The sequence below is a fragment of the Iodidimonas sp. SYSU 1G8 genome, from assembly GCF_039655775.1.
Taxonomy (GTDB): Bacteria; Pseudomonadota; Alphaproteobacteria; order SMXS01; family SMXS01; genus RI-34.
The window spans coordinates 153,570-178,593 of sequence record NZ_JBBYXJ010000001.1; the positions used below are offsets into that span (position 1 = coordinate 153,570).

The 25,024-nt window shown below is 64.5% G+C and carries 27 protein-coding genes; 11 read left to right on the forward strand and 16 right to left on the reverse strand.

The genetic code is table 11. From position 1 onward, the window contains the following. Window position 1: 1 nt before the first annotated feature. From WJU17_RS00760 to WJU17_RS00795, 8 genes are read right to left on the reverse strand one after another with little or no spacing between them, the layout of a single operon-like run. A complete protein-coding gene (locus WJU17_RS00760) occupies window positions 2-2,320 on the reverse strand; it encodes a hybrid sensor histidine kinase/response regulator (RefSeq protein ID WP_346325437.1) in 2,319 nt (772 codons plus the stop codon). Continuing rightward, window positions 2,317-2,964, reverse strand: a complete 648-nt coding sequence (locus WJU17_RS00765; protein WP_346325438.1) for a chemotaxis protein CheW — start codon at window positions 2,962-2,964, stop codon at window positions 2,317-2,319. The genes WJU17_RS00760 and WJU17_RS00765 overlap by 4 nt, the downstream gene beginning before the upstream one ends. After that, the gene (locus tag WJU17_RS00770) at window positions 2,961-4,127 is read right to left on the reverse strand and encodes a CheR family methyltransferase (RefSeq protein ID WP_346325439.1); all 1,167 of its coding nucleotides are present in this window, start codon (window positions 4,125-4,127) and stop codon (window positions 2,961-2,963) included. Before WJU17_RS00770 ends, WJU17_RS00765 begins: the two co-directional genes overlap by 4 nt. Next, entirely contained in the window at window positions 4,124-4,579 is a 456-nt protein-coding gene (locus WJU17_RS00775) for a chemotaxis protein CheW (RefSeq protein ID WP_346325440.1), read from the reverse strand. Before WJU17_RS00775 ends, WJU17_RS00770 begins: the two co-directional genes overlap by 4 nt. Window positions 4,580-4,584: 5 nt before the next feature. Beyond that, entirely contained in the window at window positions 4,585-6,693 is a 2,109-nt protein-coding gene (locus WJU17_RS00780; protein WP_346325441.1) for a methyl-accepting chemotaxis protein, read from the reverse strand. A 7-nt stretch (window positions 6,694-6,700) separates the two neighbouring features. Further along, on the reverse strand, window positions 6,701-7,144 hold the full coding sequence (locus WJU17_RS00785) for an ATP-binding protein (RefSeq protein ID WP_346325442.1): 444 nt from the start codon (window positions 7,142-7,144) through the stop codon (window positions 6,701-6,703). Then, on the reverse strand, window positions 7,141-8,754 hold the full coding sequence (locus WJU17_RS00790; RefSeq protein WP_346325443.1) for a Na/Pi symporter: 1,614 nt from the start codon (window positions 8,752-8,754) through the stop codon (window positions 7,141-7,143). The genes WJU17_RS00785 and WJU17_RS00790 overlap by 4 nt, the downstream gene beginning before the upstream one ends. Next, window positions 8,751-9,455 carry a hypothetical protein gene (locus WJU17_RS00795; RefSeq protein WP_346325444.1) on the reverse strand — a complete coding sequence of 235 codons (705 nt, stop codon included), beginning with the start codon at window positions 9,453-9,455 and terminating at the stop codon, window positions 8,751-8,753. The genes WJU17_RS00790 and WJU17_RS00795 overlap by 4 nt, the downstream gene beginning before the upstream one ends. A 354-nt stretch (window positions 9,456-9,809) precedes the next feature. Here WJU17_RS00795 and WJU17_RS00800 point away from each other — a divergent pair, with 354 nt between their 5' ends. From WJU17_RS00800 to WJU17_RS00810, 3 genes are all read left to right on the forward strand, one after another. Next, window positions 9,810-10,463 carry a GPP34 family phosphoprotein gene (locus WJU17_RS00800; RefSeq protein ID WP_346325445.1) on the forward strand — a complete coding sequence of 218 codons (654 nt, stop codon included), beginning with the start codon at window positions 9,810-9,812 and terminating at the stop codon, window positions 10,461-10,463. A gap of 38 nt (window positions 10,464-10,501) precedes the next feature. Next, window positions 10,502-10,825, forward strand: coding sequence for an STAS domain-containing protein (locus WJU17_RS00805; protein WP_346325446.1), 324 nt, complete (start codon window positions 10,502-10,504; stop codon window positions 10,823-10,825). Window positions 10,826-10,945: 120 nt separating this feature from the next. After that, the gene (locus WJU17_RS00810) at window positions 10,946-11,326 is read left to right on the forward strand and encodes a DUF6481 family protein (protein ID WP_346325447.1); all 381 of its coding nucleotides are present in this window, start codon (window positions 10,946-10,948) and stop codon (window positions 11,324-11,326) included. Between the two features lie 64 nt (window positions 11,327-11,390). Here the strand turns inward: WJU17_RS00810 and WJU17_RS00815 are convergent, their stop codons facing one another. Beyond that, a complete protein-coding gene (locus tag WJU17_RS00815) occupies window positions 11,391-11,579 on the reverse strand; it encodes a CsbD family protein (protein WP_346325448.1) in 189 nt (62 codons plus the stop codon). Window positions 11,580-11,751: 172 nt separating this feature from the next. Between WJU17_RS00815 and WJU17_RS00820 the strand changes: the two genes are divergently transcribed. From WJU17_RS00820 to WJU17_RS00830, 3 genes are all read left to right on the forward strand, one after another. Beyond that, on the forward strand, window positions 11,752-12,969 hold the full coding sequence (locus WJU17_RS00820) for a putative DNA modification/repair radical SAM protein (protein WP_346325449.1): 1,218 nt from the start codon (window positions 11,752-11,754) through the stop codon (window positions 12,967-12,969). Window positions 12,970-12,971: 2 nt separating this feature from the next. Further along, on the forward strand, window positions 12,972-14,384 hold the full coding sequence (locus WJU17_RS00825) for a UdgX family uracil-DNA binding protein (RefSeq protein ID WP_346325450.1): 1,413 nt from the start codon (window positions 12,972-12,974) through the stop codon (window positions 14,382-14,384). A 284-nt stretch (window positions 14,385-14,668) separates the two neighbouring features. Beyond that, window positions 14,669-15,256 (forward strand): NAD(P)H-dependent oxidoreductase, encoded by a 588-nt coding sequence (locus WJU17_RS00830; protein ID WP_346325451.1) that lies wholly within the window; start codon window positions 14,669-14,671, stop codon window positions 15,254-15,256. Window positions 15,257-15,437: 181 nt separating this feature from the next. Here the strand turns inward: WJU17_RS00830 and WJU17_RS00835 are convergent, their stop codons facing one another. The 3 genes from WJU17_RS00835 to WJU17_RS00845 form a co-directional block, all read right to left on the reverse strand. Continuing rightward, entirely contained in the window at window positions 15,438-16,232 is a 795-nt protein-coding gene (locus WJU17_RS00835) for a DUF2189 domain-containing protein (protein ID WP_346325452.1), read from the reverse strand. Window positions 16,233-16,384: 152 nt separating this feature from the next. Next, complete coding sequence (locus WJU17_RS00840) at window positions 16,385-16,843, reverse strand: nuclear transport factor 2 family protein (RefSeq protein WP_346325453.1); 459 nt, start codon at window positions 16,841-16,843, stop codon at window positions 16,385-16,387. Between the two features lie 13 nt (window positions 16,844-16,856). Continuing rightward, the gene (locus WJU17_RS00845; protein ID WP_346325454.1) at window positions 16,857-17,744 is read right to left on the reverse strand and encodes an SDR family oxidoreductase; all 888 of its coding nucleotides are present in this window, start codon (window positions 17,742-17,744) and stop codon (window positions 16,857-16,859) included. Window positions 17,745-17,937: 193 nt separating this feature from the next. Here WJU17_RS00845 and WJU17_RS00850 point away from each other — a divergent pair, with 193 nt between their 5' ends. Together WJU17_RS00850 and WJU17_RS00855 are read left to right on the forward strand one after the other, a co-directional pair. After that, window positions 17,938-19,233: a cytochrome P450 gene (locus WJU17_RS00850; protein WP_346325455.1), complete on the forward strand. Its 1,296-nt coding sequence runs from the start codon at window positions 17,938-17,940 to the stop codon at window positions 19,231-19,233. A 5-nt stretch (window positions 19,234-19,238) separates the two neighbouring features. Next, window positions 19,239-19,433 carry a ferredoxin gene (locus WJU17_RS00855; RefSeq protein ID WP_346325456.1) on the forward strand — a complete coding sequence of 65 codons (195 nt, stop codon included), beginning with the start codon at window positions 19,239-19,241 and terminating at the stop codon, window positions 19,431-19,433. A gap of 58 nt (window positions 19,434-19,491) precedes the next feature. On the opposite strand, the gene WJU17_RS00860 is transcribed toward WJU17_RS00855, so the two are convergent. The 3 genes from WJU17_RS00860 to WJU17_RS00870 all read right to left on the reverse strand — a co-directional run bounded on the left by WJU17_RS00860 (window position 19,492) and on the right by WJU17_RS00870 (window position 21,544). Then, window positions 19,492-19,908: a cupin domain-containing protein gene (locus WJU17_RS00860; RefSeq protein WP_346325457.1), complete on the reverse strand. Its 417-nt coding sequence runs from the start codon at window positions 19,906-19,908 to the stop codon at window positions 19,492-19,494. Between the two features lie 26 nt (window positions 19,909-19,934). After that, window positions 19,935-21,227 (reverse strand): MFS transporter, encoded by a 1,293-nt coding sequence (locus WJU17_RS00865; protein ID WP_346325458.1) that lies wholly within the window; start codon window positions 21,225-21,227, stop codon window positions 19,935-19,937. A 122-nt stretch (window positions 21,228-21,349) separates the two neighbouring features. Beyond that, window positions 21,350-21,544, reverse strand: coding sequence for a hypothetical protein (locus WJU17_RS00870; RefSeq protein WP_346325459.1), 195 nt, complete (start codon window positions 21,542-21,544; stop codon window positions 21,350-21,352). A gap of 169 nt (window positions 21,545-21,713) precedes the next feature. Between WJU17_RS00870 and WJU17_RS00875 the strand changes: the two genes are divergently transcribed. Both WJU17_RS00875 and WJU17_RS00880 read left to right on the forward strand, forming a co-directional pair. Further along, complete coding sequence (locus tag WJU17_RS00875) at window positions 21,714-22,451, forward strand: Crp/Fnr family transcriptional regulator (RefSeq protein WP_346325460.1); 738 nt, start codon at window positions 21,714-21,716, stop codon at window positions 22,449-22,451. Window positions 22,452-22,642: 191 nt separating this feature from the next. Beyond that, window positions 22,643-23,272: a sigma-70 family RNA polymerase sigma factor gene (locus WJU17_RS00880; protein ID WP_346325461.1), complete on the forward strand. Its 630-nt coding sequence runs from the start codon at window positions 22,643-22,645 to the stop codon at window positions 23,270-23,272. Between the two features lie 56 nt (window positions 23,273-23,328). Here the strand turns inward: WJU17_RS00880 and WJU17_RS00885 are convergent, their stop codons facing one another. Continuing rightward, entirely contained in the window at window positions 23,329-24,051 is a 723-nt protein-coding gene (locus tag WJU17_RS00885; protein ID WP_346325462.1) for a hypothetical protein, read from the reverse strand. A 213-nt stretch (window positions 24,052-24,264) separates the two neighbouring features. Here WJU17_RS00885 and WJU17_RS00890 point away from each other — a divergent pair, with 213 nt between their 5' ends. Beyond that, on the forward strand, window positions 24,265-24,660 hold the full coding sequence (locus WJU17_RS00890; RefSeq protein ID WP_346325463.1) for a PRC-barrel domain-containing protein: 396 nt from the start codon (window positions 24,265-24,267) through the stop codon (window positions 24,658-24,660). Window positions 24,661-25,024: the final 364 nt, after the last annotated feature.

The window sequence follows — 25,024 nt, forward strand, 5'->3', positions numbered from 1 at the left end:
CCTATTCGGACCAGGGGCCGCCGATGAGTTCCTCGACCGCCAGCAGGAGGCCGTCGTCGCGGAAGCTCGCCTTGGTGATGTAGCGATCGGCGCCGGCCTCGAACCCCAGCAGGCGGTCTTCCTCGCGTTCCTTGTAGGACACGATCATGACCGGCAGGTTGCGCAGGCGCGCGTCGTCGCGCACGGCGCGAACGAGGTCGATGCCGGTCATGCGCGGCATGTCCACGTCGGTCAGCAGCAGGTCGTAATTGCCCAGCCGCAGCGCGTTCCAGCCGGCGACGCCGTCCACGGCCACGTCGACGAGATAGCCGGCGCGCTCCAGCAGCTTGCGTTCGGTCTCGCGCACGGTCAGGGAATCGTCGACGACCAGCACGTGCCGGGCGCGGCGGCTGCTTTCGGCCCGCGCACGCCGGTTGCCGCGCAGCCGGCCTTCCGCGAGCAGGCTGTCGACCGAACGCACCAGATCCTCGATATCGAGGATCAGCACGGCGGCCCCGGTATCGAGCAGCGAGGCGGCGAGCACGTCGGGGACCTTGCCGAGGCGCGGATCGAGCGGCCGGACGACCAGTTCCTGTTCGCCGATGACGGCATCGACCTCCAGGCCGAAGCGCTGGCCCTGTTCGCGGATCATCACCAGGGTGAGGATGTCGCTGCCGGCGTCCTCGGCGCCCAGCTCCAGCACATCGGCCAGCGGGACGATGCCGATGTCGGCGCCATCGGCCTCGATCACCCGGCGTCCTTCGATCATCCGGACGTCGCTGGCGGGCACCTGCCGGATTTCGTCGATGCGCGCCAGCGGCAGCGCCCAGGGACCGCCGGCGATGGTAACCAGCAGGGCGCGCACGACCGACCGGGCGACCGGCATCTGTAGCTCGAAGGTCGTGCCCTGGCCCAGCACCGAGGTCATGTGGACCATGCCGCCAGCCCGCTGCACCGTCGACTGGACGACGTCGAGGCCGACGCCCCGCCCGGAAATGTCGGTGACCTCGCGCGCCGTGCTGAAGCCCGGCAGGAAGAGGAATTCCAGCGTCTCCGCCTCGCTCAGATTGCTGGCCAGTTCGGCGTCGACCAGCCCCTTCTCGACGATCCTGGTGCGCAGCTTCCCGATATCGACGCCCTTGCCGTCGTCGCGCACGGTGACGACGAGGGCGCCGCCGCGATGGCGTGCATCGATGGCGATGGTTCCGTCCTCGGGTTTGCCGAGCGCCCGGCGCACGCCGGTTTCCTCGATGCCATGGTCGATGGCGTTGCGCAGCAGGTGGCCCAGCGGCGCGTCGAGGACGGCGGCGATGTCCCGGTCCAGTTCCGTGTTGCGGCCTTCGATGACCAGATTGACCTTCTTGTCCAGTTGCCGGGCCACGTCGCGCACCAGCCGGGGAAAACTGCCGACCACGTCCGAGAAGGGACGCATGCGGCTGCGCAGCACCTCGCCATAGAGCAGGTCGGCATTGACCAGCGCCCGGCTCGCCTGGGTCTCGAATTCCTCGATCCTGGCGCCCAGATCCTCCCGCAGCGTCGCCAGTTCGTGGCGGGCCTCGTCGCTGGCCGTCATGCGGCCATTGCGGCCGTCCGCGTCGCTCAGCGTGCGCTCGAGCCGGGCCAGCCGCCGGCGGACCTGCTGCAAGGAGTCCACGGTTCCCTGCAATCGCTTGGCGTCGATCAGCACCTGCGCGGAGACGCCCATGAAGCGGGAGAGGGTTTCCGTGCTGATCTTGACGGATTGCATCTGCCTGGCTTCGGCATCGTTCACCGCCGGCATGGTGGGCGCCGGGGCTGGCGCGGGAACGGGCGCGGCGGGAACCGGGGCGGGCGAGGGTACGGGTTCCGGCGCCACCTCGGGCACAGGCGCCGGCGGTGGTTCCGGAGCGGCGGGCTCGGCGGGACTTGCCAGCGGCGCCGCCTTCCGCGGCTCGGCCGCGCCGCGCCCGATGTCCTGCAACGAGACGACCAGCGCCGAGATCGCGCCGGCCTCGGCGGCAAGCCACCGAGGCAGCTCCGCCATGTCGATCCGCCCCATATGCGCCAGATAGTCGCCCGCCGCGAGCAGGTGGTCGATATGATCCGCGCCCAGGGTGAGGCGGCCCTGGCGCGCGCCTTCAAAGGCGTCTTCCATGGCATGGGCCAGATCGACGCCGGGATCGATCCCGACGATCCGCGCGGCGCCCTTCAGCGAATGGGCGGCGCGCATGCAACAGGCGAGGTGATGCGCCGCATCGCCGCCCGCGTCCAGCGCCACGATGGATTCCTGCAGCACCGCGATGTGTTCTTCCACTTCGGCGCGGAACAGCTCCAGCAGTTCGGGATCGGCGTCCATGCTCATGCCAGGCTCGCCCTGAACCGACGCAGCAGCGGATCGGGGGCCAGCAGCGCCACGCGCACGCCGTCCGTCTCGAAGAGGCCGGAGGTCGCGGGGTCGGGCGCGCGCTCGACCGTCGACGGGATCGGCTGGATCCGCTTGCGGTCAAGGCGCACGACGCCCTTCATTTCGTCGACGGGCGCGACCCAGCGTTCGCCGCCCAGCTTCAGCAGCAGCCAGCGCCGGGCGCCCTTGGCGGCGCCGTCGGCCGGCTTGTCGATGCCGAGGACGGCGTGCAGCGACATGCAGAGCTCGATCTGGCCTTCGACCGACGCCAGGCCGAGAAACCCGGGGTTGATCCGGTGCGGGACCCTGCGGATGGCCGAGGCGTTGTGGATCTGGTCGATGACGCGGACCGGCAGGCCGTGCCACTCGTCACCCAGCCGGAACACCATGACGGGCACGCCGTCATCGCGTTCGCCGCCGCTCGACATGTTGGTGTTGAGCCCGGTCAGCTCGTCCACATAGTCGGCGTCCGGCACCCGGTTGAGAAAGCCCCGGGCGGCGTCGATGAAGGTCGGACAGTTCCGGCAATGGATGTGCTCGATCAGCTCGGGGCACGAACGGTCGCCCTGGATGCCGATCCGCTGCCAGCAGGGTTCGATCATCGCGGCGCGTCCAGCAGGTGCTGCAGCTGGACCTTGCTGGCCTCGTCGCGCGGGTTGAGGTACAGGGCCTTGCGCAGGTGCCGGATGCCTTCGGCCCGCTCGCCCCTGGCGGCGAGGATCATCCCGGCCAGCGCGTGTCCCTCGGGGCTCATGGGCACGGCGTCGAGAAACCGTCGCAGCGGCACCAGCGCTTCTTCGAGGGCGCCGCTGTCGGCCAGCTTGTGGGCGCGCATCAGCAGGTCGGCGGGAATTTCCGCCGGCGCCTTGCCCGGTTCCGGGGTCACCAGGGCGGGCTTGATGGCGACAGGCGGGCGGATGACGGGCGGCGGGAGCGCGGCCTCGGGCCTGCAGGGCTTCTCGGCGGGCCGCAGTCTCAGCGCGAAGGCGCGGCTGGGGCCCGACGGGTAAAGCCCATGGGACATCAGCATGGCCGCTTCGGCATGGCCGACGAACAAGGGCGCCTCGGGCGCCAGCGCGGTCTTGAGCCTGCCGACGATCTTCCGGCGCGCCGCCTCGTGCATGTACATCAGCGCGTTGCGGCAGAAGATCGCATCGAAGCCGCGCTCGTCGGGCAGGTGCAGCAGATTGACCTGCGAGAAGCTAACGCAGCCCCGCAGCAGGGCGCCGATCCTGAAGCCGCCGTCGGGCAGCGGCTCCACATAGGGACGGATCAGGTCGCCATGATGATTGCGCAGACTGCGCGCGCCGTAGACGCCGCACTGCGCCACCTTGACCATCACACCGCTGAGGTCGATGGCGGTGACCGAAATCGCCTCGGGCGCCAGCCCTGCCTGGACCAGCGTGGCGGCGATCGACCAGGCTTCCTCGCCGCTGGCGCAGGGAGCGCTCAGGATGCGCACCGGGTTCGCGGCGGTGCGCCGCAGCCAGCGATCCCGCGCCAGATCCATCAGGTGATCGAACGGGGCGACATCGCGGAAGAACCAGGTTTCATGGACCAGCGCGGTCTCGATGACCGCCTGCTGTTCAGCCCGGTCGGCGCGCAGACGCTCGAGCCATGTCGCGCAATCGCCGCCGTGATGGCGCAGCCGTGCTTCCACCAGGGATCTGAGCAGATTGTCGCTCATCGCGCCGGGATCGAGTCCCGCCTTGTCGCCCAGCAGGCGGCGGACGATCTCGATCGCGCTTGTCGCGGTCGCGCTCATGTGACCGCCTCGCGGAACAGGATGTCGCGGAACGACTCCCAGACCAGCGCCTGGGGATCGACCACACGGATCAACTGGCCTTCGGCGACAACCGATCCGACGATGCCCGGCCGCTGCGGATCGGACACGCTCGGGCGCTGCAGGTCGGCCGGCCTGTACTCGACCGTGTCGGTGATCCCCTCGGCGCGCAAGGCCACGTTGCCGCGCTGGTTCTTACCCTGCCAGCGGAACACCACCAGGCGCGTGGTCAGGGTCCATTCACAGGGCACGCCGAAGAACAGCTGCCGCAGGTCGATGACCGGCACCATCCGGCCGCGCCAGTTGAACTCGCCGCGGATCTCCGGCGGCGCGTGCGGGATCGGCTGGATGTGCGAGTTCGGCAGGATCGCGGTCAGTCCCGCCAGATCCAGCGCGAATCGTTCGCTTCCCAGTCGAAACAGCAACGCCAGCATGGGTTTCATTCCGTCTTGAAACGGCCCAGTTCTGATTCCAGCGCGGCGACGGCGGTGTTGAGCTGGTCCGTCGACTGATGGAAATCGTGAAGCGAATCCGCCGACCGGCGCGCGATCTCGACCAGCTGCAGCATGGCCTCGTTGATCTGCTGCTCGCCGACGTTCTGCGATTGCATGCCGTCATGCAAGGCGGCGAGACGCGGCGACAGGGTCTGGATCTGCTCCAGGATGGCGGCGAATTGCTGGCCGACGGCGGCGGCGTCGCCGACGCTCCGGCGCACTTCCTCGGTGAACCGGTCCATCTCCATCACGCCGCTCGACACCGCCGACTGCATCTCGCGCACCAGCGTGTCGATGTCGAGAGTGGCGACGGCGGTCTGGTCGGCCAAGCGGCGGATCTCCCGCGCGACGACTGCGAAGCCGCGGCCGGCTTCACCGGCCTTTTCCGCCTCGATGGCGGCGTTCAGGGACAGCAGATTGGTCTGATCGGCGACCTTGGTGATGGTGGTGACGACACTGCCGATATTGGTCGCCCGGTCGCTGATGACCGACAGTTTCTCGGAAATGGTCGAGGTCGCCTGGCCCAGGCCGCCCATCGCCCGTTCCATACTCGACAGCGAGGTCTGTCCGGTGGAGGCCATGTTGGCCGTCGCCTCGGTCGCGCTGGTAATCTCGCCCATGGTCTTGGACAGTTCGACGGAGGTGGCGCCGATTTCGCGCACCGCGGCGGCGATCTGGCTCGAGGAGGCGCCCAGATCGGTCACGTTGCCCTCCTGCTCGCGCGAGATCGCGGCGATGCCCGTCGCCGTCGAGACCAGCTGGACGCTGGCGAATTTGAGGCCCTGCACCAGGCTGGTCAGCGATTTCACCATGGTGCCGACCGCATCGAGCAGGCGGCCGGACTCGTCATTGCCGCCGGTGGGGACGGTGACGGTGAGGTCGCCATGAGCCACCCGTTCGGCCGCGCCCGCGGCCACGCCCATGCGTCCCGCGACGGCATTGATCAGGCTGGCGACCAGCAGGATCAGGGCAAGCGCGCCGACTCCGGCGATCAGCACCGAATAGCGGACGCCGCGCCATGCCGGCGCCAGAACTTCCGACTGCGGCACGATCATCACGAGGCGCCAGCCATTGGTCGGAATGCGCGAGCTGACGAAGTACGCCTCCTCGCCGGTCACCGGATCCTCGCTCACCTGGAAAAATGAGTCGCCGCCCTTGTAGACGGCTTCCAGGATGGCGGCGCGCGGCGTGTCTTCCAGCCGTTTGGTCCGCAGCGCCGCCGACGAGGTATCGGCGATGATCCGACCCCGCTCGCTGATCAGGATAAACTGGGCGCCGTCGTAGCGGCGATAGGACTTCAGCTGCTCGTCCAGCTGTTCCAGCGACAGGTCCGCCGAGGTAACGCCCACGAAGGTGCCGTCGATGACGATGGGGAAGACGTGCTCCACCATCAGCTTGCCTTCGTACATATAAGGCTCGGTGATCATCGGGCGGATCGGGCTGGAGCCGCTGGGCGACGGATCGCCCCACAGCTTGCTCAGGCCGCCGTCGACGGTGACGCCCGTCGATTCCGGCTCGCCATCGAACCGGTTCCGCACGCCGCGGTAGTAGTAGTTGTTCTCCAGACCCGTGAGGGGCGCGAGCCGGGTGGCCTTGCTTTGGGGGTCGCGGAACCAGTAGGCGATGAATCGCCCGGTTTCGCTCAGAGCCTCTCGCTGCTCGGCGGTAGCGGACGCCAGGAACGCGGCGTCCTGGCCGTCAATATTGGGTTCATAGGCGATGGCGCTGCCGGTGAATTGCGGAAACGCCTCCACCGCTGCCCGATGCAGCGCCAGGCTTTCGGCCCGTTTGCCGAACAGGCCATGCTGCTGCGCGAGCGCCAGGGTCTGGGGCACCGCATTGGCGACGCGCGCGGTGCCTTCGTGGATCAGGGCCGCCTCGTGAACCTCGGTGCGCAACAGCGCCTCGCCGCCCTCGCGATGGGCCGAGAACAGCATCCATCCCTGCACCGCGACCAGCAGACCCAGCAACAGCGCCATGGGCAACAGTCCCATCAGCGCCAGCTTGCCGCGCAAGCCGAGCCGGCCAAGCCATCGCCAGTGAAGCGGATTCATGGAGCGTTCAATTGTTGTTTGCATGGGGCTGGCCTGCCGTTGAAAGGCGCTTGAGAAGGGTGATCCGGTTGAGGGCGCCGACACGCTCATAGGCGACTGCGTCCATCATGGTCCTTACGAAGTGTACGCCAAGCCCCCCGATCGGCCTGTCGTCCAGATCGGATTCCAGGTCCGGCGGCGGCAAGGACAGCGGATCGAAGGCGTCGCCATCATCTTCGATGACGATGGTGACGTCATCGGCCACGTCCATGCGCAGGTCGATCACACCGGGCCGTCCATCCGGATAACCATAGCTTATGGTGTTGACCAGGAGTTCATCGAGGACGATGTCGATATGCATGGCCGCGTCCATGGGCAGACTGGCCTCCTCGGCGAAGGCTTCTAGCCTGGGAGGCAGCGCGGCGAGATCGGCGAGATCGTTCTTCAGCGTTGCATGAAAGCGATGGGTCATGACACCGCCTTTTCTGGAAAGTCCGACGCGAGGCCCGGCAGGGTGAGGTCGCGGATCAGCCAGACCGCGCGATCGAACAACATGGTTCCGACCAGCAGGGATTCCCGCACGGCGGCGGTGCTCGCCTGTCCCAGCAACTGTTTCCTGATGCCATCCATCATGTCCGACCGGTCCGAGGTAAGGTGTACGAGCAGCGCCCCATCGTCACTATCGCCCGTTTGGGTGACATCGGCCACCATCGTCAGCAACAGGTGTAACGATTCCACCAAGTTGGCGCCAAGGGAATGGGTCTCGCGATCCGGCATGGCCCTCGCATGGAGGGCGAAATCGTGCAGGCATGTCTGCAATGCCCGAAGGACATGCAGCTGCGCCCGGGCCTCGAACAGCCGCTCGACTCCATCGAACCCCGGATTGGAACTGGCCACTTCCGACAGGAAGATGTCCGTCTCGGCCGCGACCGCCGAACTCGCCGCATGGCGCAGGGCGAGCGGCATGGCCTCTTCGTGCCGTTCTTCGACGGGTCTTGCCATGTCGAGATAGGATGGCAGCGCGGCGATCAGACGCGCCTGTTCGCGGCGCACAAGCTCGAGCGCGGTGTCCGGGTCGCCGATCGCCTCGTCAAACAGGAAACGCGGACGCATGAGCGTTTCGCGTTCCGTGGGGGGCGACAGCGCCGCCAGCGCCCGCGCGAACGGTACGCGGCATACATATCCCAATACGGCGGCGCCGATCTGGAAAAGCAGGTAGATCAGCGCGACCCGCATGACGGGGGAGTCGGCTAGAGCATCGGCCGCGGCCTGTACCAGCGGGATACCCCAGATTTGCTCGAGATAGTAAAGCGGCACGAACACAGCGGCGGCCAGCAGCTTGAGGCCTGATTGATAAAGGCCGAGTTGCCGGGCCGTTCCGTCAAGGTTCGAGGACAGCAGCATCACGCCGAGGCCCGAACCGACGCTCGCCCCGTAGACGATCAGGACCATCTGCGCTTCACCCAGAATACCGGCCTCGACCAGGGGCAGGGTGAGGATGGTCACCGTGGCGGAAGATTGAGCGGCGACCGCGACGACGAGACCGACCAGAAAGGCGATCAGGCCACTCTCGCCGGAGAATGCGGCGAACTCCTCCACCCACGGATTCCCGCGCAGTTCGGCGACGCTCTCCTTCACCAGCGTCAGACCCAGAAAGACGAGGGCGACTCCAAGCAGCGCGGGAATGGCGTGGTTCAGGCCGGACGCGCGGTCCAGGCCCTGGAAATACGCCAGTCCGATCAGTCCCAAGAGATAGAAGACCATGGTGTGCAGGTCGAAAGTCGACATCAGCACCAGGGCAGAGGTGCCGACATTGGCCCACCCCAGCAGAGACAGCGCAGGACCCAGCGCCAGCAGTCCCGACGTGACCAGGCTCATGGCGATGAAGGTGACGCCGTTGGTGCTCTGAACCAGGGCGCCTAGTCCAAGGCCAGCCAGCGGGGCGACCCCCGGGCGGACCATGGCGCGCCCCAGATACTGGCGTACCCGCCGGGTCGCCAACTGCTGCATATTGTCGCCGATCAGGCGAATGCCGATAAAGAACAGGCCGAACCCGGCCGCGATCTGTGGAGCCAGACTCATCGCCGGTCGTGGCGGTTGCGCAGGGCGGACCACAGGACGAGGCCCACGAGACCCACGGACAAGGTGACGCACCACCCCATGAAGCCCCTCAGGGATTGGTAGCGGTCCGCTTCCTCGCGCATGATCGCAATGCGCCGGCGCTCGGTTTCCTTCAGAAGGTCGGCGGCGATCTCATCAAGCGCCGTGTTCAGCGCCCGATCGATGCCGCGGACGCTGCGGTCCAGTTGCGTGGGCCGCCAATCCTCCTCTCGTGCGGCCGCCAGCGCGGCCCGGTAGGAGCGCCCGAGGTCTGCGTGCGCGTCGAGGGCCTGTGTGGCGGCGTCGCGAATCGATGTCATGTTCAGCGTCCCGGCGCGTTCGCCGAGGCTGGCGAGACGCTCGCGAACACGCGTCTCCTCGGCTTCGAAGGCGGCATGGTAGCGCGCGTAGTCCGTTCGGTCGCTGCCGCGCAGCAGCAGGTTCTTCCACTCCTGGACCTGGATCTTGAACAGGGTCTGCGCCGAGCGTCCGTCATCCAGCGCGAAAAGAGCCTCGGTCATGACCTTCTGGTTGGCGACGTGATCCCGATTGATCGACCATACGGAAAACAGGGCCAGCAGACCCACAATGACCAGGGACATCGCCAGCAGGCTGCCCAGCTGGATCAGGCTTCGTCGATCGCGCGCGCGGACAGCGGGTGACGGCGTCGATGAGGACTTCAAGGCCAGAGTCTCCGATCGTGCGGGCAGGGCGCGGACCGCCGCCACGTCCGCGCGGGATGGGCGGTTTGCGGGTCAGGCCACGGGTGCGGCGGATTTTAGTGCGGCGGTTTGGGTTCTCAAAATGAATTGGCCGCTTAGTCATTGGAGTTCTTCGCGGACTTCCATCGACTCGCGTCGATGTCGACATCCGAAGGAGCAGTGGGATAGGGAAAAACGCCGTTCTCTTTGCGAATAAAAGCGGCTACCTTCGGCGTGCATCCGGCCAGGGCAAGGGGTTCGTCGAGGCTGGATGCGGATCAGCACAGGCTTCGGCACGCGAGCGGCCGGACGCATTTCCGACACATGAGGCGCGCGATGTCCATCACGGTCTGCGAAGAGATCATTCTTCTCACGGTGAACGACGAGGGCAAGCTGCTGCGATGGAGCGAGGAACTCGCCGTTCGCGCCGCTGTCGCTGGCGCCAGCCTGATCGATCTGGCGTTCCGCGGTCGAATCGACAATGACGTGACCGAGCTGTTCATCGTCAATCCCGAGCCGACCGGCGAGCCGCATCTCGACCTGGCGCTGAAATACCTGGCGGGGAAGGGCGAGCGCATGCCCATCCAGACGGCGGTCTATGACGTGATGGAAGTGGCGCGCGAAATTCACGCGCTCGCGCTCCAGCGGCTGGTCGACCGGCAGATTCTGGCGAAGAAGGATGAATCATTCCTGTGGGTGCTCAAGAGCCGGCGCTATCCGCCGCTCAGCAGCGTCATTCAGCAGGAAGCCAAGCTGCGTATCCTGTCGACGCTGATGAGCGATGATATTCCCTCGTCCGAGGACGTGGCGCTGATCAGCCTTGCCTATGAGACGCGGATTCTGGAATTGTTCATGTCGCCCGCCGAGATCGAACGGCTGTCGGCGCGGATACAGGAAGTCGGCAATCTGGAACTGATCGCCCAGGCGGTTTCCGCGGTCATATCGGACATTCGCACGGCGTCGCCGATCCTGTTCATGGCGCCGCTGTGACAGCCATCGGTCACGAATAACAGAACGTTGAGGACAACATGGAAGTGAAAAGCGAAACAGTCGGCGATGCGCTGGTCGTCCGTCCCGAGGGCAGGGTCGACAGCATCACCTCGCCTGCGCTGGAAGCCGCGCTCGTGCCACTCGCCGACCGGGCCGGAAAGGTGGTCATCGACTGTGCCGGTGTCACCTACGTTTCCAGCGCGGGACTGCGCGTCTTTCTGACCGCCGCCAAGACCGCCAAGTCCAAGGGCGGCAAGATCGTGCTGGCCGCGCTGACGCCCGGTGTGCAGGAAGTGTTCACGGTCAGTGGATTTTCCAAGATTATCGAGATGTATCCCACCGTCGATGCCGCGGTCGCCTGACGCCATCTTTCGGAAGTGAATCTCATCGCCTTGTGGACTTTACCGCTGTTTAGGTCTTAAACAGCGGTTCACGTCGCCATTGGCGACCCGCGATGACATTGATCTGAAGGTTTATACGACATGAAGGGTAAGGAAACCGGGAGCTTCTCCGACCGGTTGAAGGATTCGGCGGCGGCGAAGCAGGCGCTGCTGGAGCGAGCGAAGGCAAAATCGCCGCTGAATGATCCTGAGTTCGCCAAACGCCAGGAAGCCAAGAAGGCGGTCGCCGAAGCCCGTGAGCAACGGCTTGCCGAACGCAAGGCCGCCAAGGCTGAAGAAAAGGCGCGGCGCGAAGCGGAACTGGCCGCCACCGCCGCCGAGCGGGAACAGGCTGCGCGCGAAGAAGCGCTGCGTCTGGAGGCCGAGAAGATCAACCAGGCCGAGCGCGAACTCGAACTGGAAGCCGAGCGTAAAGCGAAACGCGATGCGCGCTATGCCGCGCGCAAGGCGCGTAAGCGCTAGACGGAAAAAGGGCGGCTCACCGAGAGCCGCCCTCCTATCGGGTCGGAAGAAGCAAGCGCCTCGATTAGAGGTCCGCGGCTTTCTTGACCTTCTCCTTGGCTTCGCCAAGAGCCTGCTGGCCCTTGCCCTTCAACTCCTGCGCCTTGCCTTCGCCCTGCAGCTTCGGCGAATCGACGGCCTTGCCGACGCCCTGCTTGGCCTTGCCGGCGGCTTCGTTGGCGGCGCCCTTAACCTTGTCAGCGGTGCTACCCATGGAACTATCCTTTCACATCGGTGGGGGAGTAGTCCTCATTCAACGACGCGTGATTGGTTAGGTTCCCGGGCTCCTTCTTTTGTCGGAAGCGATAGAGCTTCGATGTCAATCAATGCCTTGGCATTCATCCAGGAGTTGTATAGAACAAAAGAAGAACATAGAGGAGGTGCCGTTGGACATCCGGCGCAAGCTGGCCATTCTGGCCGATGCCGCGAAATATGATGCGTCCTGTGCCTCGAGCGGAACGGACCGACGCGACTCGCGCGACGGCAAGGGACTCGGATCCACCGAGGGGATGGGCATCTGCCACTCCTATGCGCCGGACGGACGCTGCATATCGCTGCTGAAAATCCTGCTGACCAATGCCTGCGCGTTCGACTGTCTCTATTGTATCAATCGTTCATCCAGCAACGTCCCCCGGGCGAGGTTCACGGTCGAGGAAGCCGTGGGCCTGACTCTCGATTTCTACCGGCGCAACTATATCGAAGGCCTGTTTCTGTCATCCGGCATCATCCGCAATCCCGACTACACGATGGAGCAGGTGGTGCGTGTCGCGCGCAGCCTGCGGGTGGACCATGGCTTCAGGGGATACATTCATCTGAAGACGATCCCCGATGCCGATCAGGCCCTCATCGCCGAGGCAGGTCTTTATGCCGACAGGCTCAGCATCAATGTGGAACTGCCCACCGAGGACAGCCTGGCATCGCTGGCGCCGGAAAAGGATAGCCGCGCCATACGGCGGACCATGGGCAACCTGCGCCTCAGGCTTGAGGAAGCCCGTGCCGAGAAGCACGCGCCGCGCTTCGCGCCGGCCGGCCAGAGCACCCAGATGATCGTCGGCGCCGACGCAGCGACAGATCGGGACGTGCTCGACACCAGCGCCAACCTTTACGGCGCCTATCGTCTGAAGCGCGTCTACTATTCGGCTTTCAGCCCGATTCCCGACGCCAGCAGTGCGCTGCCCCTAGTCGCACCGCCGCTGGTGCGCGAACACCGACTCTATCAGGCCGATTGGCTGATGCGTTTCTATGGCTTCGATGTCGTTGAAATCGCCGGTGCGGATGATGGCATGCTGCCGCTGGACATGGACCCCAAGCTTGCGTGGGCGCTGCGGCACCGGGGCGAGTTTCCGGTCGATGTGAACCGCGCGCCGCGCGAGCGGCTTTTGCGCGTGCCCGGTCTCGGGCGCAAGGCGGTCGAGAGGATCATCGCCTCGCGCAGGCACCGTTTCATCCGTGTCGAGGACCTTGGCCGCTTGCGCGTTCCCGTCGCGCGCGTGCTCCCCTTCGTCATTCTCAGCGATCACCGGCCATCCACCGCATTGCTCGACGGGGCCGCCTTGAAGGCAAGACTGGTTCCGCCACCGAAGCAGTTGAGCCTGGCGTTCTGAGCATGTCGACCATCCGGTTGGCCGGAGAAACGGACTTCGACGGGTGGCGTCGCATGGCGCGTCGCTACGCCGCGGCGGGCGTCGTTCCGGACGCGTTGATATGGTGTGTTGACGAGGATGATCTATTTGCCGGGGAGGCAGCGCCGCCGCCGCCAAAGACAGGCGAATTGACGGTCCCTGCCGCATTCCTTCCTTTGGCGCGTACGGCCATCCTGCACAAGGAGCCAGCCCGGTTCGCGCTGCTGTACACCCTGCTATGGCGGCTACGGGAGGAGAAGGGGCTGCTCGATGTCAGCGTCGATCCGCTGGTTGCACGGATCGAAGGCATGGCGAAGTCGGTGCGGCGGGACATTCACAAGATGCATGCCTTCGTCCGGTTCCGGGAGCACCCGGACGAGAGGGGCATTCATTACGTGTCCTGGTTCGAGCCGGAGCATCACATCGTCGAAGCTGCGGCGCCGTTCTTCCAGCGCCGTTTCGCCGCGATGCGGTGGTCGATCCTGACGCCGGAACAAAGTGCCCATTGGAACGGTATAGACCTGACGATCGGCCCCGGTGTTCCGAAGCCTCCGGCGGAGGTCGACGACGCGGAGGACCTATGGCGAACCTATTACGCATCAATCTTCAATCCGGCCCGCCTCAAAGTGTCGGCCATGCGCTCGGAGATGCCGCGCAAATACTGGAAGAATCTCCCCGAGGCACCGTTGATCGCCCCCCTGATCAGGGAGGCGGCGTCCCGGTCCGCGCAGATGGTGGACGCCGGACCCCAGCAACCGAACGCCAGGCCGCAGAGTCAGGAGCATCTCATGTCACGTGCTGACGCCGGGGAGATGCTTCCGGGGCTGGCGGCGCTGGCGCGAGAGGCGGCGCGCTGCCGCTCGTGCCCGCTGTGGAAGCCGGCGACTCAAACGGTGTTTGGCGAAGGTCCGGAGGATGCGGAACTCGTGCTGGTCGGGGAGCAACCGGGCGACCGGGAAGATCTGGCGGGCCGGCCGTTTGTCGGCCCTGCGGGCGAGGTGCTGGATCGGGCGCTCGCCGAGGCAGGGATCGACCGGACCCGGGCCTATGTCACGAATGCCGTCAAGCACTTCAAGTTTACCCCGCGCGGCAAGAAGCGGCTGCATCAGAAGCCCGACGCGGGCGAAATCGAGGCATGCCGGTTCTGGCTTTCCGGCGAACTGGAGGTGGTCAGGCCGCGCCTCGTCGTCGCGTTGGGTGCCACGGCCCTCCAAAGCCTCGCCGGAAAAGCACTGCCGATCGGGAAGAACCGGGGCAGGATCATGGCAATCGGCGACCTGAACGTGCTGGCGACCGTCCATCCTTCCTACCTGCTCCGCCTGCCGGACGCTGACGCCCGGGAAAGGGAATATGGCCGGTTCGTGGATGATCTACGGCTCGCGGTCAGATCGGCGTAGGCGGCGGCAAACCCTGTCGGCATTGTTTTGAAACATTGCCGCAGATGTCCGGCCGGACGAAGTGTATACAACAGGGCAGATAGTCTGTTCACGGTGGTTGACCCGGCTTATGGTGCGGGTGTACCTGCCAGCCTTGGAGTTTCTCGACGGCGGCCTGATCAGCAGCCAGGCCGTCCCCTCCCGCAGCCGCCCGGTATCCCTTCGCCGGGCGGCTGTTCTTTCGTTGATCGAGAACAAATCCGACTTCGTCTTCGCGCGCTAATCTGCGCGGCATGGAGACGTCCGTGGCACACAAGCGAATCGTCGTCATTCTCGCGCATCCCGATCCCGCCGCGGAGCGGCTGTGCCGGGCGCTGGCCGGCGCGTATGTGACCGCCGCGCGGGCAGCGGGGCACGAGGTCGACTTCATCGATCTGGCGACTCTGGCCATCCCGCTGTTGTCTTCGCAGCGGGAGTTCGAGCATCAACCGGTCCCGGACTCCCTGAGGTCCGCCTGCGAGTCCATCGGCGCGGCTGGGCATCTCGTCCTGGTTTTTCCACTGTGGCTCGGGACCATGCCGGCCCTGTTGAAGGCATTCCTGGAGCAGGTGATGCGGCCTGGCATCGCGTTCCGTTACCGCGACAAGGGATTGCCCGAGAAGCTCTGGGCAGGCAAGAGCGCCCGCCTCATCGTCACCATGGGCATGCCCGCGACAGCGTATCGCTGGTTCTACGGTGCGCACGGCCTCAAGGCGCTGAAGCGCAATATTCTCTCCTTCGTCGGGTTCAGCCCGGTCAGCGACACGCTTTTCGGCATGGTGGAAGCCGCCGGGCCGAAAACGCGCGACAAGTGGTTCGCGAAGGTGCGTCGTCTTGGGGAGAGTGGCCGCTAGCCACTCCGTTTGGCGGCGTCGAAAAAATAAGCGCCCGGTCACAAACTCGGATAGGGCTTGGGGGCTGAATTCCGAGATCGTGACCGGGCTGACGAGGCCAACACCGGTAAAGTCGCTTCGTCCTGTGGCGGCAATTTGACCGCCATCGGGCATTTCCGAGAACGAGAATTTTCCCGTCGGTTCAGGGCAGCGTGATAACCCTTCGGTAGAGATGCCAGGTGGCGTGGCCGAGCACCGGCATCGCCACGGCCAGCCCGACGAAGAACGGCAACGCGCCGAGAAGCAGCAGGCCGGACACCATCAGTCCCCAGACCGCCATGGGAAGCGGATTGGCCGCGACCGCGCGCAGCGAGGTCAGGACCGCGTCCACCGGACCCACGTCCCGATCGACGAGCAGGGGGAACGAAATGACGCTGATGGACAGCACGACGCCCGCGAACATCAGTCCGAGCAGATTCCCCGCGCCGATCAGCAGCCAGCCTCGCGGCGTGCCAAATACCTCGGCGAGGAATTCTCCCGGCGACATGAACCAGATGGCGCCGCTGCCGACAGTCGACTGATACAGCGTGATCGCGACCGCCAGCCACGCCATGAACAGGGTGGCGAGCAGCACCGCGAGCACCGCGATGCTGCCGATGCCTGGCAGCCGGAAAACCTGGAAGGCGTCGCGCCAGTGGGTCTCCAGTCCCTGTTCACGCCGCCAACTGACATGATAGAGGCCGACCGCGACGACGGGGCCGAGCAGGGCGCATCCGGACACGATCGGAAAGATCAGCGGAATGACGCCATAGCCAAAGGCCAGGCGAACGACCGTGTACATCAGCAGTGGATAGATGAGACACAAGAACAGCACGTCGCTGCGGTTGCTGGCGTAATCCCGCATACCCTGTCGCAGGACATCGCGAAGATCGGCGACGCGGATTTTGTGGATCTTGGCTTCGGCGTAATCGGAGCTCACGCCTGTGACGGTGCCCATGGTCAGACTCCCCATTTGCTGCGCGAACGCCCGAGAGAGACCATTGCCGCCTATGCTCCCCAGAATCGACGTCGTGTCAGGATCTCGGGCAACCAACGGTTGGAGGATACGCCCCCGCTTGCGATTTGTCATCACAAGCAGGGGCAGGACCGTCAGCGGCTCTCGATCTTGACGAAAAGACGGGTCAGTTGCGACGTCTTGATCCGCCATGCGCCGTCGATCTTTTCATAGGTCTCGCGGTAGTGGCCGTAGCCTCGGAAGAAGAACGTGCCGTTCTTGACAGTGTCCTCCATGGGATGAATCCCTCGCGCCGTCGTCTCGGACAGGAGCTCGATCTCCGGGGTATGGCCATGGTGGGCGCTCTGGGCGTTGGCCAGCGCGCCGCCGATATAGGTGACGATGTTCTCCAGCCCGGAGACCGGCTCATGCTCGGTATAGCCCTCGGGCGTTCCGGCCACGGGATCGCGCAGCGCTTCGCGGAAATCGAAGACGGCATCGGGCGCGAACACGGTGCGCAGCGTGTCGAATTCCTTGGTGTCGATGGAGCGGAAATACCGCGCCTTGAGCTGCTTGATTTCCTCGATGGCCAGCAGCTTTTCGATATCTGTCACGTCTTTCTCCCTGTCAGGCGGTCGCGCCGCCGTCGATCTTCAGATCGGCGCCGTTGATGTAGCTGGATTCCGGGGCCGCCAGATTGAGGACGGCGGCGGCGATGTCTTCCGGCTGCGCGACCCGCCCGCTCGGGTTGGCGCGTCCGGCGGCTTCCATGTCGTCGCCGATGACACGGCGGAGCAGGGGGGTGTCGACGGCGCCGGGCGAGACCGAGATCACGCGAATGCCGTCCTTGCCATGGGCCAGCGCCACCGACCGGGTCAGACCGATGACGGCATGCTTGGTGGCGGCATAGACGGCGTTGCCGCCCAGTCCCTTGCTGCCGGCGATGGACGCCGTGTTGATGATGATCCCCGACTTGCGCGGCAGCATCACGCGCAACTCATGGCGCATGGCGTAAGACACCCCGTCCACATTGGTGCGGATGGTGTCGTGATAGCCCATGGTGCCGTCGAGCGGCGCGTCCATGAAGGCGCCGAACGGTCCTTCGATGCCGGCATTGTTGAAGCCGATGTCGATACCGCCATGGGCGGCGACACAGGCATCGACCAAGGCCGCGACCTGGGCCTCCTCCCGCACGTCGGCCTGGATGTAGGTCGCCTTGCCGCCGGCCGCGCGAATCTCGCTCTCGAGCTGCCTGCCGACGTTCTCGCGCCGGCCGCAGATCACGACGGCGGCGCCCTGCGCGGCGAAGGCCTTGGCGGTGGCGGCGCCGATGCCGGAGGTTCCGCCGGTGATGAGGACGTTCTTGCCGGCAAATCGGCCCGCGGTGGTGGGCGCCGCGGCCGCCTGTGCCGCGGCGCCGCCGGCGGCCATCGTGGCAGCAGCGGCCAGCGTCGCGCCGCCCAGCAAAATCTCGCGCCGCCCGGGACGGGCGGTCTTGTCCGTATCATGAGTCATGCGACATCTCCCCAAAGTCCATGCCGACCGATGATAGGAGCGGCGGGCGCAAACGGCTACCGCCGATGCTGAAATTCAACGCGCCGTTTTCACCGTCATCCGTGCTTGTAAGTGCGCTGGCGACTGCGCTAGCATCTGGTGGACCTTGAGGCGTCGCCACGGGGTGCGATGCCATGTGGACTGGGGAGAGCACATGTCGGCCGTTGAAGAGATGATCCGCGAGCGCTTGAAGAACGAGATCGATCCTCGTGAATTCGACGCGCCGGAGTTCCAGCGCAATCCATTTCCGCTCTACCAGCGTCTGCGCGACCATCATCCGGTCTACCATGACCGTTTCCACAACAGGTGGGTGATCAGCCGCTACTGGGATGTCGACGCCGTGTTCCAGAACAGCGAAGCCTACACGCGCGGAATCTACGAAGAGGATGGCCCATACAAATTCGGCTCGCGCCATGTGTTCGGCCCGAACATCCTGGAATATGGCCGGGGCGACCGTCACCGCTGGCTGCGCAACGTGATCGCCGGACAGTTCGTCGGCCAGAAGCTGAACGACTTTCTGCCCGTGATCGACATGATCGCGCGCGAACTCATCGACAAGTTCCGCAACGATGGCGAGGTCGAACTGGTCACCCAGTTCAGCCACCAGTTCCCGATCCGCGTGATCTCGAACATGCTCGGCCTGCCGCGCGAGGACGAGAACATGTTCGTCGGCTGGTACCAGGCGCTGATCGCGGGCCTCGGCTTCGGCGGCGTGCATCTGGCCCGCGGCATCGCGGCGCGCAATGAAATGTGGGAATATCTCGAGCCGCTGATCAAGCAGCGCGAGAAGAATCCCGGCGAGGACCTGCTGTCCCGCATCATCGCGGCCGAGCTCGACGGCGTGAAGATGGACATGGACGAGATCAAGGGCTTCGTCGCCCTGCTGCTCGCGGCCGGTGGCGATACCACCGACAAGGCCATCGCCAACATGATGTACCACATGATGTACACGCGGCCGGACCAGTATGACCGCGTCCGGGCCAATCCGGAGCTGTGGGAGAACGTGTTCACCGAGATGATGCGCTATGACCCGGTGGTCCATACGCAGGGCCGCCGCACCGTCAACGAGATGGCGCTCTATGACGAGGTGATCCCCAAGGGCGCCATGGTGCTGATCTATCTGGGTGCCGGCAACCGCGACGAGCGGGTGTTCAAGGATCCGGACACGTTCGATGCCTTCCGCGACGATCTCCACATGGGCCGCGAGAACCGGTCCGGCCGGTACAAGGATGGCAAGCCTGGCCATCTCGGCTTCGGCATGGGTCAGCATTTCTGCATGGGCTATGCGATGGCGCGGCAGGAAGCGGTTCTGGCCTGCACCTACTTCGCCAAGTCGCTCAAGAACCTGCGGCCCAAATTCGCCGAACACGAGGGGATCAAGTCTCCCAACATCGATTCAGGCGGTTTCCGGTCGCCTGACGATCTGTGGCTAACATTCGATCCCGAGTGACGGCGATGAAAGTGAAAGTCGACTACCGGAAGTGCCTGAAGGCGGGTGAGTGCTACTACAACCATCCGACCATCTTTCAGCGCACCGAAAACGGCTATCCCAAGCTTCTGGTCGAGGAGATCGATACCGACGATCTGCGCCAGGAAGTCGAGGAAGCCATCGAGGTCTGTCCCGCCGGGGCGATCACCCTCGAAGCCTGACTGGCAGGGGCGGCGGGGAGCAATCCCGCGCCGCCCTAAGCCTGCAAGGCGAGTTCCATCATTCCACCGGTACCACGCTCGCCACGCCTTCGGCGCCGATATAGACGACCAGAAGGGCGACCGGCTCGCTTCCCTTGTTCATGCCCCGGTGCGGGACTTCCTGCGCCTCGACGAGGGCGTCGCCCTTGCGGAATGTCCGGGTGCCGTGCGGGCCATAGTCCACCGTGATCTCACCCTGAAGCACATAGGCGTACATGGGAATCTGATGCCGGTGCAGTTGTCCCGATTCGCCGGGCTTGATGGTCACGATCGCCGAGCTGACCTTCGCGGGGCCCGAGGGATAGGTGATCCCGCGTCCCAGCACGTCGGCCTGTGTCGACAGCAGGTCCTGCGCCGGATAGCCCAGGTTTTCAGCCCTGCCGGCCGTCGCCAGGGTCAGACATGCCAAGAGTGCGGCGCCGAAAACTGTCCTCATCGCGTATTCCACTTTCCTATGGGCGATCAGCCCAACGCTTCGTCGCGGGTCTCCCGCATATGCCAGATGGCCACGAAGCTGATCAGGGCCGCGGCGATCAGATAGCCACCGACCCAGTGGAGGCCGCCCATGTCCACCAGGATCTGGGCGACGAATGGCGCCAGCGAGGCGCCCAGGATGCCCCCCAGATTATAGGTCACCGAGGCGCCGGTGTAGCGCACGTGAGTCGGGAACAACTCGGATAACACCGCGCCCATCGGGCCGAAGATCAGCCCCATGCAGAGCAGGGACATGCACAGAAACAGCCCGATGACGAGGGTCGAGCCGCTGGACAACATTGGCCCCAGCAGCAAGCCCATGGTGGCGGTCGCGACCAGCCCGGTCAGCAACACGGGCCGGCGTCCCCACCTGTCGCTCAACCATGCTGATATGGGGATGCCCACCGCCATGAAGGCGATGGCGACGCAGAGCAGGGCGAGGAACGCCTCTCGGCTGTAACCCAGCGTCTTGGTCCCGTAGCCCAAGGCAAAGACGGTGGCAAGGTAGAACACGGCGTAGCAGCCGACCATGGCCAGGGTGCCAAGCACGGTGTCCTTGCGGTAGCTGCGCAACAGCGTGCCCAAGGGAATGCGCTGCTTCTCGCCCTGATCCAGTGCTTTCTGGAAGAAAGGCGTTTCGGTCAGCTTCAAGCGTACGTACAGACCGACGACCAGAAGTGCGGCGCTCATGAGAAAGGGGATGCGCCAGCCCCAGTCGCGGAACTGCTCTTCGGATAACTGCATCGCGAGTAGCAGGAACAGGCCATTGGCAGCGATGAAGCCGACCGGCGCGCCCAGCTGGGGAAACATGCCGAACCATGCGCGGCGGTTCGGCGGCGCGTTTTCCACCGCCAGCAACGCGGCGCCGCCCCACTCGCCACCCAGACCAATGCCTTGGCCAAAGCGCAGAAGGCAGAGGAGGATCGGGGCGACGACGCCGATGTCGGCATAGGTGGGCAGTACCCCGACAAGAGTCGTGGAAATTCCCATGATCACGAGGGAAGCGACGAGAGTGGATTTTCGACCGATGCGGTCGCCAAAATGGCCGAACAGCGCCGACCCCAGCGGCCGGGCCACGAACGCAATGGCAAAAGTCGCGAACGAGCTTAACTGCTGCGCCGATGTCGATTCATGGGGGAAGAACAGCGGGCCGAACACCAGCGCCGCTGCCGTTGCATACACGTAGAAGTCATAAAACTCAATCGCCGTGCCGATGAAACTGGCGACGACAATACGTCCGGTCGTGTTGGCCGGCGCGGCAGGCGGAGCGGAAGCGGTCATGGGTTCCCCTTTACAACGGGCGAACCATTACACCTGACCGTATTCAGCGCAACCTGTCGTGCGCCGCTGTAACTCTTGGAGAAAAGGGCGGAGACGTCAATGCGCGTCTCCGCCCCTCACGGTCAATGCTTGGCGTGGCTCTTGCCAGCCTTCTCGGCCTTCAGCAGCTCTTCGCGTTCATCGCTCGAAAGAGCCTCCTTGGCGTCCTTGGCGGCCGCTTCGACCTTGCCCGACTTGGCAAACGCCTCGGTCTTCTCATTGTATTTGCGTGCGCTTTCCTTGTCGCCTTCGCCCTGATTCTTCCATTTGTCGGTCATCTGGCTCTCCTTGCTGGCGTGAGCTTGGATAACGGCGTGGAATGCGTCATGGTTCCATGACCTGAGGAACAGTGCAGTCAGTCCAGCGTTTGTCAGCAAGGGCTACTGGGGCCGTTTGGCCATCGTTCGCGTTTCCAGGGTCGATCTGTGGTTACCAGGGGACGGCAACGTGGTGAGCCTCGTGAAACGGCTGAAATATTACTGCGACTTCGACGACGACGCTACCAAGCCACTCCTTGAGTTGCCCGGCCGCTATATGGACGTCATGCGTGGGGCGGAACTGATCAGAGCCGGTGACTCGCCGACCCACGGTTTCATCGTCGAGAGCGGCTGGGCGATGCGCTATACGCTGCTTTCTGACGGTCGGCGGCAGGTGTTGAACGTGCTGATGCCGGGTGACATGTTTGACCTGCAGGTGTTTGTCGCCGCACAGGCCGACCACTCGGTGACGGCGCTCACGGATATGAACGTCAAGCTGTTCCGCGCCGAAGACCTTCTTGATGTATTCAACAGTTCAGGCCGGATCGCCCAGGCGCTTTGGTGGACCGCGGTCCAGGAAGAGGCAATGCTGCGTGAGCAGATCGTGCGCAATGGACGGCGCAACGCGGCGGAGCGTATCGCGCACTTCGTCCTCGAGCTTCATCGACGTGCGCTGATGGTCGATGAAGGTCAGGGGACAAGCTTTCGCCTGCCGCTGACACAGTCGGTGATCGGAGACGCGTTGGGGCTCACGTCGATCCATGTGAACCGGGTGCTGAAACGGTTCCGCGACTGCGGTCTGATCACCAAGAATGGACAATGGATCGAACTGGTTGACCGGGATGCCCTGGTCGCGCTGTGCGATTTTGATCCGTCCTATCTGCATCTTGACGCGTATCCCAGACGTCTGCGATTTCGTAACAGTTAACAAAATAGTGAGATGCTGTTGATCCAGGTTAACGCGTTGTAGCGGATTGGCGTCTATTGTTGCAGTCAGTGGGGAAAGACTTCTCGCTGTAGTCTTTGGAATCGGACCCGACGATCTTGACGAGGTCACAAGACCGATCCTGACAAGCACGGAATTCTCCGTTGCTTGGAGTGTAAAGGATACTGTGACTGATGGATAACGCCATTGAACCGGAAGAAATTCCTACGGTTCTGAGCGACGCCGACTTCGAGCGGCAATTACGAGACATCATTCCCCATTTGCGCGCCTTCGCCCGTAGTCTATCAGGCGCTGCCGACCGCGCCGACGATTTGGTGCAGGACGCCATGCTCAATGCATGGAACGCGCGGAAGCGCTTTCACGCTGGCACCAATTTCAAGGCATGGATGTTCGTGATCCTGCGCAATCTTTTTCTCTCGGGGGTCCGGCGGGCCCGGTTCACCGGAGAATGGGACGAAACCATGGCCGAACGCGCGCTTTCGACGGCGCCCGGTCAGGACCATCAACTCGCGCTGGGTGATGTGCAACGGGCGTTGATGCATCTGACTCCGTCGCGCCGGGATGCACTCATCCTCGTCGGGGCAGGCGGCTTTTCCTATGAAGAGGCTGCTCAGCTATGCAATTGCCCTGTCGGGACGATCAAAAGCCGCGTGGCGCGGGCCAGAACCGACATGGAGCGGCTGCTTTCCGGTGCTGGTAATCTTCCCCCGCGGAAACGCGGCGGCAGGCGGAACGCCGCACTGGACGACGTCATGCGACAGGTTGATCGTCTGTCCGACTGCGCAGCCACCCAACCGGGATAGTATCGCGGGGAAGCAATAGGAAAGGAATGGGCCGCCCAAGGCGGCCCATGTCACTTTCAGGCGTCGTGCTTCTTGGACGAGCGGTCCGGTTCGGGCACGCGCGACGCTGATAACCCACGCCGGTCACTTTCGGTGGCTTTCGCTCCAGAGGTCTGGCTGGATTTCTGGGTGCGCCAATCACCGAAATCCTGACCGAATCTCGACTGTCGCTCCTCACGCCACTTGGCATATTCGTCATCATAGGCGCGGCGCTTTTCGGCGCGCCACGCGTGATAATCGCGATCGTGCGCCCGCAACTGATCCTCGCGCCAGTTTTCATACTCGGGATCCACGCTTCTCGCATAGCGGCGCAGATCCTCCCCAGTCAGTCGGTCACCAGTGTCTGGTCCGTAATTGGGGGACCAGAAGGCGTCTTCCGTTGTCTGCCCAGAGACCTGCCGCAGCGTACCGGGGCGGGATTCGGGATATCGCGGCCCGCGTCCCCACTCATCACGATCGTCGATTTCGTACCGCGCATAATCACGTTCAGGGCGCGTGTAATTGCGGAGCGGGCGACTGTAATTCGGCTCACCATAGGCCGCATCGGCCCCGACACCAAAGGGGTGGGCCGAGCCGTGATCGTCACGTTCGCTTCTCCAGTCACCGTGGGTGTTCCAACGACGATGGTCGCCTCGCTGGCGAAAATTGGGGCTGTACCGGTCGTCCCGGTCATGCCCGCGAGGCTCATCATCGTTGTGGCGGAAATGGTCGCCTTCATGGCGTTCGCGATAGCGATTCATATCGTTTCTCCTCTCGCGCGATGGAAGCGCCGGCGATTGCCGGCATTTAAGACAACTCGAAGGCCCGGGAGGAGGTTCCGTCATTTTTCAGACCCGACCACCTGTCTGGAACTTTGGCGACAATCCGATGTTCACGAGGCAATTGTTTCGCACAAGGAAGGATCTGCCGTGCGTGGACCCGCGACTGTTATCGCTCTTGGCCTGATAGCGGCAATGGCGGCACCCGTTGCCGCCCAAGACCAGATCGCGGGGAATCCGCCGATCATCGCCGCCGCCGCCGCGCCGGGCGGAGAAGAGGTCACATCGGTCGCCGCGCAGGATCTCGTCGGCCGCGAAGTCCACAATCTCGACGACCAGATCATCGGCGAGGTCGAGGGCGTGAAGGTGGACGAAAAGGGTAATGTCCAAATGGTCGTCGTGGGCGTTGGCGGCTTTCTGGGCGGCGGTGAGAGGCATGTCGCCATCGACTGGTCAGGTATCGTCGTGTCCAGTGATGGTCGTAGACTGGGCGTGAACGCCACCAAGAAGCAACTACAGGACCTGCCGCCCTATATCTATGCCGAGCCATCTCACCGCGGCACCGTGTTCGGCATGACGACGGGAGAATAGCCTGGCGGTTCGCATCCGCCTGCTCGAATAAGCCTGCTTCCTTCTAGGTCGATCGCCCTGAGGAACCGGCATCGCCCACAGGTCGTTCTCATTCCAGCTAGCAGCTTCGAGGAGACCGATCATGTCGACCCCGCCGTCATCGCGTCCGGATACCCCTTCCCATCCGGAAAGGCCGGAGCCTGAAGTGCCCATCGAAAAGCAGGCACCGCCTGAATACGAGCCGCCGGAGCCGCCGGCTCCCACCGAGGTGCCAGACGAAGTTCCACCTATCTCCGACCCTGACCGGACCCCGCCGCAGCCCGGTGCATGAAAAGAAACGCCGCCATGATGTCATGGCGGCGTTTTCGTTCAAAAATGGAGTGGC

What these genes read in the sequence shown, in the direction of transcription:
- WJU17_RS00865 (WP_346325458.1), bottom strand. Translation starts at nt 21,227, where the DNA reads ATGACCGCTTCCGCTCCGCCTGCCGCGCCGGCCAACACGACCGGACGT.
- WJU17_RS00790 (WP_346325443.1), bottom strand. Translation starts at nt 8,754, where the DNA reads ATGAGTCTGGCTCCACAGATCGCGGCCGGGTTCGGCCTGTTCTTTATC.
- WJU17_RS00780 (WP_346325441.1), bottom strand. Translation starts at nt 6,693, where the DNA reads ATGAATCCGCTTCACTGGCGATGGCTTGGCCGGCTCGGCTTGCGCGGC.
- WJU17_RS00770 (WP_346325439.1), bottom strand. Translation starts at nt 4,127, where the DNA reads ATGAGCGCGACCGCGACAAGCGCGATCGAGATCGTCCGCCGCCTGCTG.
- WJU17_RS00825 (WP_346325450.1), top strand. Translation starts at nt 12,972, where the DNA reads ATGTCGACCATCCGGTTGGCCGGAGAAACGGACTTCGACGGGTGGCGT.
- WJU17_RS00890 (WP_346325463.1), top strand. Translation starts at nt 24,265, where the DNA reads ATGGCGGCACCCGTTGCCGCCCAAGACCAGATCGCGGGGAATCCGCCG.
- WJU17_RS00835 (WP_346325452.1), bottom strand. Translation starts at nt 16,232, where the DNA reads ATGGGCACCGTCACAGGCGTGAGCTCCGATTACGCCGAAGCCAAGATC.
- WJU17_RS00885 (WP_346325462.1), bottom strand. Translation starts at nt 24,051, where the DNA reads ATGAATCGCTATCGCGAACGCCATGAAGGCGACCATTTCCGCCACAAC.
- WJU17_RS00810 (WP_346325447.1), top strand. Translation starts at nt 10,946, where the DNA reads ATGAAGGGTAAGGAAACCGGGAGCTTCTCCGACCGGTTGAAGGATTCG.
- WJU17_RS00850 (WP_346325455.1), top strand. Translation starts at nt 17,938, where the DNA reads ATGTCGGCCGTTGAAGAGATGATCCGCGAGCGCTTGAAGAACGAGATC.
- WJU17_RS00815 (WP_346325448.1), bottom strand. Translation starts at nt 11,579, where the DNA reads ATGGGTAGCACCGCTGACAAGGTTAAGGGCGCCGCCAACGAAGCCGCC.
- WJU17_RS00805 (WP_346325446.1), top strand. Translation starts at nt 10,502, where the DNA reads ATGGAAGTGAAAAGCGAAACAGTCGGCGATGCGCTGGTCGTCCGTCCC.
- WJU17_RS00860 (WP_346325457.1), bottom strand. Translation starts at nt 19,908, where the DNA reads ATGAGGACAGTTTTCGGCGCCGCACTCTTGGCATGTCTGACCCTGGCG.
- WJU17_RS00855 (WP_346325456.1), top strand. Translation starts at nt 19,239, where the DNA reads ATGAAAGTGAAAGTCGACTACCGGAAGTGCCTGAAGGCGGGTGAGTGC.
- WJU17_RS00775 (WP_346325440.1), bottom strand. Translation starts at nt 4,579, where the DNA reads ATGCTGGCGTTGCTGTTTCGACTGGGAAGCGAACGATTCGCGCTGGAT.
- WJU17_RS00760 (WP_346325437.1), bottom strand. Translation starts at nt 2,320, where the DNA reads ATGAGCATGGACGCCGATCCCGAACTGCTGGAGCTGTTCCGCGCCGAA.
- WJU17_RS00765 (WP_346325438.1), bottom strand. Translation starts at nt 2,964, where the DNA reads ATGATCGAACCCTGCTGGCAGCGGATCGGCATCCAGGGCGACCGTTCG.
- WJU17_RS00785 (WP_346325442.1), bottom strand. Translation starts at nt 7,144, where the DNA reads ATGACCCATCGCTTTCATGCAACGCTGAAGAACGATCTCGCCGATCTC.
- WJU17_RS00880 (WP_346325461.1), top strand. Translation starts at nt 22,643, where the DNA reads ATGGATAACGCCATTGAACCGGAAGAAATTCCTACGGTTCTGAGCGAC.
- WJU17_RS00845 (WP_346325454.1), bottom strand. Translation starts at nt 17,744, where the DNA reads ATGACTCATGATACGGACAAGACCGCCCGTCCCGGGCGGCGCGAGATT.
- WJU17_RS00870 (WP_346325459.1), bottom strand. Translation starts at nt 21,544, where the DNA reads ATGACCGACAAATGGAAGAATCAGGGCGAAGGCGACAAGGAAAGCGCA.
- WJU17_RS00800 (WP_346325445.1), top strand. Translation starts at nt 9,810, where the DNA reads ATGTCCATCACGGTCTGCGAAGAGATCATTCTTCTCACGGTGAACGAC.